The following is a 7,580-nucleotide window of genomic DNA, read 5'->3' as shown; positions in this document are numbered from 1 at the left end:
GGTGGGCCGTTGCGGGGGGAGATGGCAATGTCGGACGGGCGGGGCGGCGGGGAGCTGCACGGGCGGGTTGCCGTGGTCACGGGCGGCGCATCGGGGCTGGGCGCTGCAACGGCGATGGCGCTGCAGGGCGCCGGGGCGCGGGTTGTGGTGCTGGACGCCGACCCGCAAGCCGTGGCGGATATCGGCACCCATGCGGGCATCACGGGCCATGTTGTCGATGTGGCTGCGGATGACGCTGTCGAGGCGCTTTTCGCGCAGATCGAGCGTGAGATGGGGCCGGTTTCAGTGCTCGTCTGTTGCGCGGGCATCGCCCGGCCCGGCCCGGTGGTCCGCAAGACAGAACCCATGCCGCTGGAAGAGTTTCGTCGCGTGATCGCGGTGAACCTGCTTGGCACGCTCAACTGTATCCGCTGTGCGGTGCCGCAGATGATCAACCATCGTGGCGCTGGCGACGCCGAGGCGGGGGTCATCGTGTTGACCTCCTCGATCGCGGCGCAGGACGGTCAGGTGGGGCAGGCGGCCTACAGCGCCTCAAAAGGCGGCGTGGCGGGCATGGTTCTGCCGCTGGCGCGCGAACTGGGGGAATTCGGTATCCGTGTGGCGGGGATAGCGCCGGGCGTGTTCCGCACACCGATGACTGAAAACCTGCCGGAGCGGTCGCGCGAGGTTGTCTTTTCGGCGGTGCCGCCCTTTCCGAAGCGGCCGGGGCTGCCGGAAGAATTTGCCGATCTGGCGCTGAGCATCCTGCGCAACCCGATGCTGAACGGCGATACGATCCGGCTGGATGGCGGGCTGCGCATGCCCGCCCGGTTGTGAGGGCGGCACAGATGGACATTTCAGGCGCTTCGGCGGTGGTGACAGGTGCGGCCTCAGGTCTGGGGCGGGCGGTGGTGCTGGCGCTGGCCGCACGCGGTGCAAAGGTTGCGGCGCTGGACCTGCCGGGTACGCCGCTGGAGGCGCTCACCGGGGATGCGGTGCGCGCGATGCCTGTGGATGTCACCGATGGCCCGGGGATGGAGGCGGCCTTTGCCGATATCCGGCACTGGCACGGCAGCCCGCGCATTCTGGTGAATTGCGCGGGTATTCTGGCCCCGGCGCGGGTCTTTCGCATGGACCGGGTGACGGGGCGGGCTACGCCGCGCCCCATGGCTGACCTGCGCCGCGTGATCGAGGTGAACCTGACGGGCACTTTCAATACGATCCGGCTGTTCGCGGCGGGGCTGTCGGACGGCACCGGCGATGACGGGCAGGATACCGGCGTGATCGTCAATACCGCCTCGGTCGCGGCCTATGAGGCGCTGTCAGGGCAGGCGGGCTATGGCGCGTCCAAGGCCGGGGTGGCGGCGATGACATTGCCGCTGGCGCGGGAACTCGCGCGGTTCGGCATCCGGGTGGTGGCGGTGGCGCCCGGGTCTTTCGATACCGGCGTTTTTGACCGGGTGCCGCCCCAGACGCAGCGCCAGCTTATCGGTGATGTGCCCTTTCCGCGCCGCGCGGGCAGGCCGGAGGAGTTTGCCAGCCTGGTGGTGGAGATCATCGGCAACCAGATGCTGAACGGATCGGTGCTGCGGATCGACGGGGCGGTGCGGATGCGCGAGCCGGTGGGCGACGCATGAGCACGCGCCCCGATATCCGATACCGCGCGCTTTATGGTGACCGGCTGGTGCCCTGCTATGACGACTGCCCGGAAAACCTTGACCGGATGCTGGTGCGGGTTGCTGCCAGACAGGGCGCGCGGCCTGCCGTTTTGGATGGCGGGCAGGAAACCAGCTATGCGGCGCTGGTGACATGGGCCGGGGCGATTGCTGCCGGGCTGGCGGGTCGTGGCATCGCCAGGGGTGACAGGGTGGCGCTGTTTGCCGGAAACGGCGCCGGTTTCATTGCCGCGTTGCTGGGAATCTGGCGGCTGGGGGCCATTGCGGTGCCCATTGGCAACCGCCAGACAGCCGATGAGCTGACCTATATGCTGGGCCAGTGCGGGGCTGCGGCGCTGATCTTTGACCGTGGCCTTGCCGAGCGCTTGCCTGCGCCGGGCGCAATGCCTTCGGTGCGGCTGCTTGCGGTGATCGACGACGGCACCGGGGTGGCGGCGGCCCTGCCTGCGGGCACGGTCGGGCTTGATGAACTGGCGGCAGGTCAGGCGCCCTTGAGCGACCCGCCGGCGGTCAGCGCGCAGGATGTGGCCTGCATCATGTATACCTCAGGCACCACCGGGCGGCCCAAGGGCGCGATGCTGTCGCATCTGGGCTTTTACCACACGGCGCGGAACTACGAATTTCAGTTTGGCTACACCGCAGAGGACCGGATGCTGCTGGTGATCCCGGCCACGCATATCTCGGGCCTGCTGGCGACGGTGCTGGTGACGTTGCAGACCGGCGGCTGCATCGTCTGCCGCCGCAGCTTCAGCGCCCGTGATGTGCTGGCGACCATCGCGCAGGAACGGATCAGCGCGGCGGTCATGGTGCCCGCGATGTATAACCTGCTGCTGCTGGAGCCGGATATTGCGGCGCATGACCTGTCAGCGTGGCGGATCGGTCATTTCGGCGGCGCGGCCATGGCCGAGGTGACGATCCGCAAACTGGCCGAGGCCATGCCGGGGCTGCGGCTCTATAACGGCTTTGGCAGCACCGAAACCCTTTCGGCTGTCACGCTGACCGGGCAACTGGGCCCGGATGACCCGCTGGAATCGGTCGGCAAGCTGCTGCCCTGCATTGATATCCGGGTGCTGAACCCTGACGGGCAGGAAGTGAAGGCGGGTGAGGCGGGCGAGCTGTGGATACGCGGCCCCGGCAATGCCATCGGCTACTGGAACAACCCGGATGCAACGCGCGCGGCCTTTGTCGGCGGCTACTGGCGCAGCGGCGATATCGGATCGGTGGATGAAGCCGGGTATCTGCGGGTGTTCGACCGGATCAAGGACATGGTCAACCGTGGCGGCTACAAGGTGTTCTGCGTCGAGCTTGAAAACGTGATCCACGAATTCCCCGGCGTGATCGAGGTTGCGGCGGTGGCCAGCCCCTGCCCGGTGCTGGGTGAGAGGGTGCATGTCTTTGTCCATGCCAGACACGCGCCCGATGCATCAGCGCTGCGCGATTTCTGCCGGGAGCGGCTTGCGGATTACAAGGTGCCCGATTTCGTCACCTTCTGCGCAGAGCCGCTGCCGCGCAATCTGAATGGGAAATTGTCGAAAGAGCCGCTGAAAGCTGCAGCCCGCGAGGCCGCCGCGCAGGGGGGGGCGCACAGGCGTCCGGAAGACAGGCGCCCGGGAAAAGGAGATTGAAATGGTGAAACCCGTATACATTCTTGGCGGCAGCCAGACCGACTTTGCGCGCCATGCGGCCCGCGCGGGCGAGGGGCTGTTCGAGCTGATGCGCGATGCCGTGCTTCCGGCGCTGGCCGATGCACGGCTGGAGCCGGGGCAGGTGGATGCCTGCCATGTCGGCAATTTCACCGGCGAGCTGTTTGCCGGGCAGGGGCAGCTTGGCGGCATGTTCGCGGCCATCGACCCGGCGCTCTATGGCAAGCCCGCCGGGCGCCACGAGGCCGCCTGCGCTTCGGGCAGTATCGCGCTGCTGGCGGCCACCGCCGAGATCGAGGCGGGGCGCTATGACTGTGTGCTGGTCGCCGGGGTTGAGATGGAGCGCAATGTGCCCGGCAAGGAGGCCGCGCGGTATCTGGGTGCGGCGATGTGGGTGGGGACCGAGGGCCAGGAAGCGACCTATCCCTGGCCAAGCATGTTCGACCGGGTTGCGGCGGAATATGAGCGGCGTTACGGGCTGGACTATGCCCATCTGGCGGCGATTGCCGAGCTCAACATCGCCAATGCCCGCCGCAACCCGCTGGCGCAGACCCGTGACTGGCAGTTCACGCCTGAGAGCTTCAGTCAGGATGACACGGCGAACCCGGTGATCGAGGGGATCGTGCGCCGACAGGACTGCGCGCAGGTGACCGATGGCGGTGCGGCGGTGATCCTCGCCTCCGAGGCGTTTGCGACAGACTGGGCCGCGGCGCGCGGGCTGACGCTGGATCAGGTGCCGCGCATCGCGGGCTGGGGGCATCGCACCGCGCATCTGCGGCTGGAAGAGAAGCTGCAGATGAGCCGCAACCATCCGCTGGTCTTCCCGCATGTCAGCGACGCGATTCAGGACGCCTTTTCGCGTGCCGGAATCGGCAGCGTGTCTGACCTGCAGGGGATTGAGACGCATGATTGTTTCACCCCGACGGAATACATGGCCATCGACCATTTCGGCATCACCCCGCCGGGCGAAAGCTGGCGTGCCATCGAGGCGGGCGACATCCGGCCCGAGGGGCGGATACCCGTCAACCCAAGCGGTGGGCTGATCGGCGTGGGCCACCCGGTGGGGGCGACGGGCGTGCGGATGCTGCATGACGCGGCGCGGCAGGTCACCGGCCGGGCGGGTGATTGCCAGATACCGGGGGCGCAGCGCTTTGCCACGCTCAATGTCGGCGGAAGTGCCACCACGGTCGTCAGCTTTGTTGTGGCCCGCGGAGACTAGCGGGGCGCGACAGGCCCGGGCGGGAAGTGCCGCAGAAATACGAACCCGATCGTGGAGGATCGGTCAACAAGTGGAGGAGAGAACGACATGACGACAAAGAACAGCAGCCTTTCCCGGCGCCATTTTCTGGCGCGCGGGGCGACGGTGGCAGCAGGCGCGGGCGTGCTTGCCGCACCTGCGACCATCGCTTCGGCCAGCACGCCGGTCACCTGGCGGATGCAGACCCATTTCCCTACCGGGACGTGGTATTACACTGATGTGTTCCAGGACCTTGCAGACCGGATCACCGAGGGCACCAATGGCGAGCTGGTGATCGAGACGCATGCGCCCGGCTCCATCGTCGGAACCAGCGACAAGCTGATCGCGGCGGGGCGCGGCACGCTGGACGCAGCCTTCACCTTTCCGGCCTATTGGGTGGGTCAGATCCCTGCCGCAGGGCATCTGAACGGCAATCTCGGCACATTCTCATCGACGCAGGAGATGGAGTATTTCTTCTTCGAGATGGGCGCGCTGGATATTGTCCGTGAAGCCTATGCCGAGCGCGGCGTCTATGTTGTGGGGCCGATCGCGGGGGGCGGGGTCACGCTGTTTGGCAAGCGCCCGATCCGCACGCTGGAAGATCTGCGCGGCTACAAGATCCGCACCACCGGCACCGCGGCGCGGGTTCTGGAAAAGCTGGGCGCGGCCCCTGTCTCGGTCGCGGGGGGCGAGCTGTATCAGGCGCTGCAAACCGGGGTGGTCGATGCCGCGCATTGGGGCAGCGTGTCCGGCGGGATCAGCATGAATTTTCAGGAGGTGACCTCGTATATCATGCAGCCTGATCTGATCTATCCGACCAATCTGGAAGTATTCGTCAACATGGACCGCTGGAATGCCCTGGGCGAAGACCACAAGCGCGTGGTGCATGACGCGGTGCGCGCAACGACCGGCATTTACACCTCCAAGATTCTGCATGAGGATATCAGCGGCATCAACAGCTTCGTCAACGATCACGGCGGCGAGGTGGTGATGATGGAAGACGCGGTGCTGGAGGAGATGCGCACGGCATCAATGGCGGTCGTTGACGAGATATCGGCGCAGGACCCGCGCTACAGTGGCCGGATCGGCGATCTGCTGCACGAGTTCATGCGCTTCACCGGCAAGCTGTAAACGCGCGGCGGCGGTTGCCGCCGTGATCCCTGTTCTGTGTGCCGGCGTGGCAAGCCGGCACACCTCCTCAGCCACCAAAGGGGCCCGCATGCTTATTGCCGACGCAATCAACCGGTTGAACAGCTTTGTCGGAAAGCTTGTCAGCTATGCCATCTGGATCGGCATGGTCGTGGTCGTATACGAAGTGGTGATGCGCTATGCCTTCAATGCACCCACGGTCTGGGCGCAGGGTTACATGCAGCGCATATTCGCGGGCTACTTCATTCTGATCGGCGCCTATACCCTGATCGAGCGCGGCCATGTGCGCGTTGATCTGTTGCTGAACGGCAGGTCCCCGCGCTGGAGCGCATTTCTGGACATGATCAATTACGCGGTTCTGCTATTGTGGACCGGCGCGCTGGCCTATGAGGGCTGGTTCTATTTCAACGATGCGTGGCGCTTTGGTGAGCGTGACGACAGCGCCCTTGGTCATGTGCTCTGGCCGGTCAAGCTGGCGCTGTTCGTCGGGGTGGTGCTGATGGCGCTGCAGGGGCTGGCTGAGCTGATGCGCGCCGCCGCCCGTCTCTGGCGGCCCGAAGAGGAGAGGCCGTCATGAGCCCTGAACTTCTGACCATCGGCATGTTCGGCGCGCTTCTGCTCCTGATCATGGCGGGCGTGTCACTGTCCTTTGCCCTTGGCGGGGTCGCCGTGGTGTTCACGCTCATGCTGTCGGGGCCGAATGGCCTGTTCCCGATGATCTCGGCGGTGTTCGGCAGCATGTGGTCGATCCTGCTGACGGCGGTGCCGTTCTTCGTTTTCATGGGTGTCGCGCTTGCACGGTCGCGGATTTCCGAGAACCTTTATGAAGCGTTCTATCTGTGGTCAGGCCGCGTGAACGGCGGGTTGCTTCTGGGAACGGCCGGTTTCGCGGCGGCACTTTCCGCCATGACCGGAAGCTGCGCAGCCTCGACCCTGACCACCGGCAAGGTCGGCCTTCCGGCGATGGAGAAGCACGGCTACGACAAGCTTTTCGCCCTGGGCACGATCGGCGCCGCCGGAACGCTGGGTATTCTGATCCCGCCGTCGGTCACGCTGATCGTGATCGGCATGACAACCGGGCTGTCGGTGGGCCGGTTGTTCATGGGCGGGCTGATTGCGGGCATTCTGGTGCTGGTGCTGATCATGGCCTATGTGGCGATCCGCTCGCATCTTGCGCCGTCCATGGCGCCCGCCGTGGGGCGGCGGGTGCGGACCTCTGAAAAGCTGCGCGCACTGCGCTCTGTCGTGGTGCCGCTGCTGATTATTCTGAGCGTGCTGCTGACCATCTTCATGGGCCTTGCCACTCCGACCGAGGCGGCGGCAGTGGGGGCGATGGCGGTGTTTCTGGCTGTTGCCCTGCGCGGTGAGGTCACGCTTCAGTTTATCCGGCAGGTAAGCCACGAGACCGCCAGCACCACCGGAATGGTGATCTGGATTGTCTTTGGCGCCACTGCCTTTGTGTCGGTCTATTCGGCGGGGGGCGGGATTGCCTTCATGCGCGGGCTGCTGCTGGCCTCCGAGATATCGCCCTGGATGATGATCGTGCTGATGCAGCTGATCGCGCTGGTGCTGGGCATGTTCCTTGACCCGCTGGGCATCATCCTGCTGGTGCTGCCGATCTTCTACCCGGTCGTTATCGCGCTGGGGTTTGACCCGCTGTGGTTCTGCGTCATCTTTCAGCTCAACCTCTGCATCGGATACATAACCCCGCCCTTTGGCTACAACATCTTCTATCTGAAGGCGCTGAGCCCGGAGACACCCATTCTGGGCCTCTACCGCGCGGTCATGCCGTATGTGGCGCTGATGATCTTCGCGGGGATGCTTCTGATGCTCTTCCCGGCGATTCTAATCGACGGAACCGCGCTGCTCATTCGGTAAGGGCAGGCCCCGGCCAGC

7 protein-coding genes are annotated in these 7,580 nt (G+C 65.7%); all 7 read left to right on the top strand.

Translation table 11 applies throughout. The features are described from left to right. Positions 1 to 816: SDR family NAD(P)-dependent oxidoreductase (locus V7Q53_RS02715; RefSeq protein WP_333826836.1), on the top strand; the 816-nt coding region annotated here is incomplete at its 5' end. 11 nt (positions 817 to 827) lie between these two features. Next, entirely contained in the window at positions 828 to 1,616 is a 789-nt protein-coding gene (locus V7Q53_RS02710; RefSeq protein ID WP_333826835.1) for an SDR family NAD(P)-dependent oxidoreductase, read from the top strand. After that, a complete protein-coding gene (locus V7Q53_RS02705) occupies positions 1,613 to 3,280 on the top strand; it encodes a class I adenylate-forming enzyme family protein (protein ID WP_333826834.1) in 1,668 nt (555 codons plus the stop codon). The genes V7Q53_RS02710 and V7Q53_RS02705 overlap by 4 nt, the downstream gene beginning before the upstream one ends. 1 nt (position 3,281) lies before the next feature. After that, positions 3,282 to 4,517 carry an acetyl-CoA acetyltransferase gene (locus tag V7Q53_RS02700; protein ID WP_333826833.1) on the top strand — a complete coding sequence of 412 codons (1,236 nt, stop codon included), beginning with the start codon at positions 3,282 to 3,284 and terminating at the stop codon, positions 4,515 to 4,517. A gap of 87 nt (positions 4,518 to 4,604) precedes the next feature. Continuing rightward, a complete protein-coding gene (locus tag V7Q53_RS02695; RefSeq protein ID WP_333826832.1) occupies positions 4,605 to 5,666 on the top strand; it encodes a TRAP transporter substrate-binding protein in 1,062 nt (353 codons plus the stop codon). Between the two features lie 88 nt (positions 5,667 to 5,754). Beyond that, positions 5,755 to 6,261: a TRAP transporter small permease subunit gene (locus tag V7Q53_RS02690; RefSeq protein ID WP_333826831.1), complete on the top strand. Its 507-nt coding sequence runs from the start codon at positions 5,755 to 5,757 to the stop codon at positions 6,259 to 6,261. Then, complete coding sequence (locus tag V7Q53_RS02685; RefSeq protein ID WP_333826830.1) at positions 6,258 to 7,562, top strand: TRAP transporter large permease; 1,305 nt, start codon at positions 6,258 to 6,260, stop codon at positions 7,560 to 7,562. The genes V7Q53_RS02690 and V7Q53_RS02685 overlap by 4 nt, the downstream gene beginning before the upstream one ends. Positions 7,563 to 7,580 lie beyond the last annotated feature (18 nt).

The organism is Pararhodobacter sp. (genome assembly GCF_036802785.1).
Lineage (GTDB): Bacteria > Pseudomonadota > Alphaproteobacteria > Rhodobacterales > Rhodobacteraceae > Pararhodobacter.
This window is presented reverse-complemented; position numbering and strand designations above follow the sequence as displayed.

What these genes read in the sequence shown, in the direction of transcription:
- V7Q53_RS02700 (WP_333826833.1), top strand. Translation starts at nt 3,282, where the DNA reads ATGGTGAAACCCGTATACATTCTTGGCGGCAGCCAGACCGACTTTGCG.
- V7Q53_RS02695 (WP_333826832.1), top strand. Translation starts at nt 4,605, where the DNA reads ATGACGACAAAGAACAGCAGCCTTTCCCGGCGCCATTTTCTGGCGCGC.
- V7Q53_RS02705 (WP_333826834.1), top strand. Translation starts at nt 1,613, where the DNA reads ATGAGCACGCGCCCCGATATCCGATACCGCGCGCTTTATGGTGACCGG.
- V7Q53_RS02685 (WP_333826830.1), top strand. Translation starts at nt 6,258, where the DNA reads ATGAGCCCTGAACTTCTGACCATCGGCATGTTCGGCGCGCTTCTGCTC.
- V7Q53_RS02690 (WP_333826831.1), top strand. Translation starts at nt 5,755, where the DNA reads ATGCTTATTGCCGACGCAATCAACCGGTTGAACAGCTTTGTCGGAAAG.
- V7Q53_RS02710 (WP_333826835.1), top strand. Translation starts at nt 828, where the DNA reads ATGGACATTTCAGGCGCTTCGGCGGTGGTGACAGGTGCGGCCTCAGGT.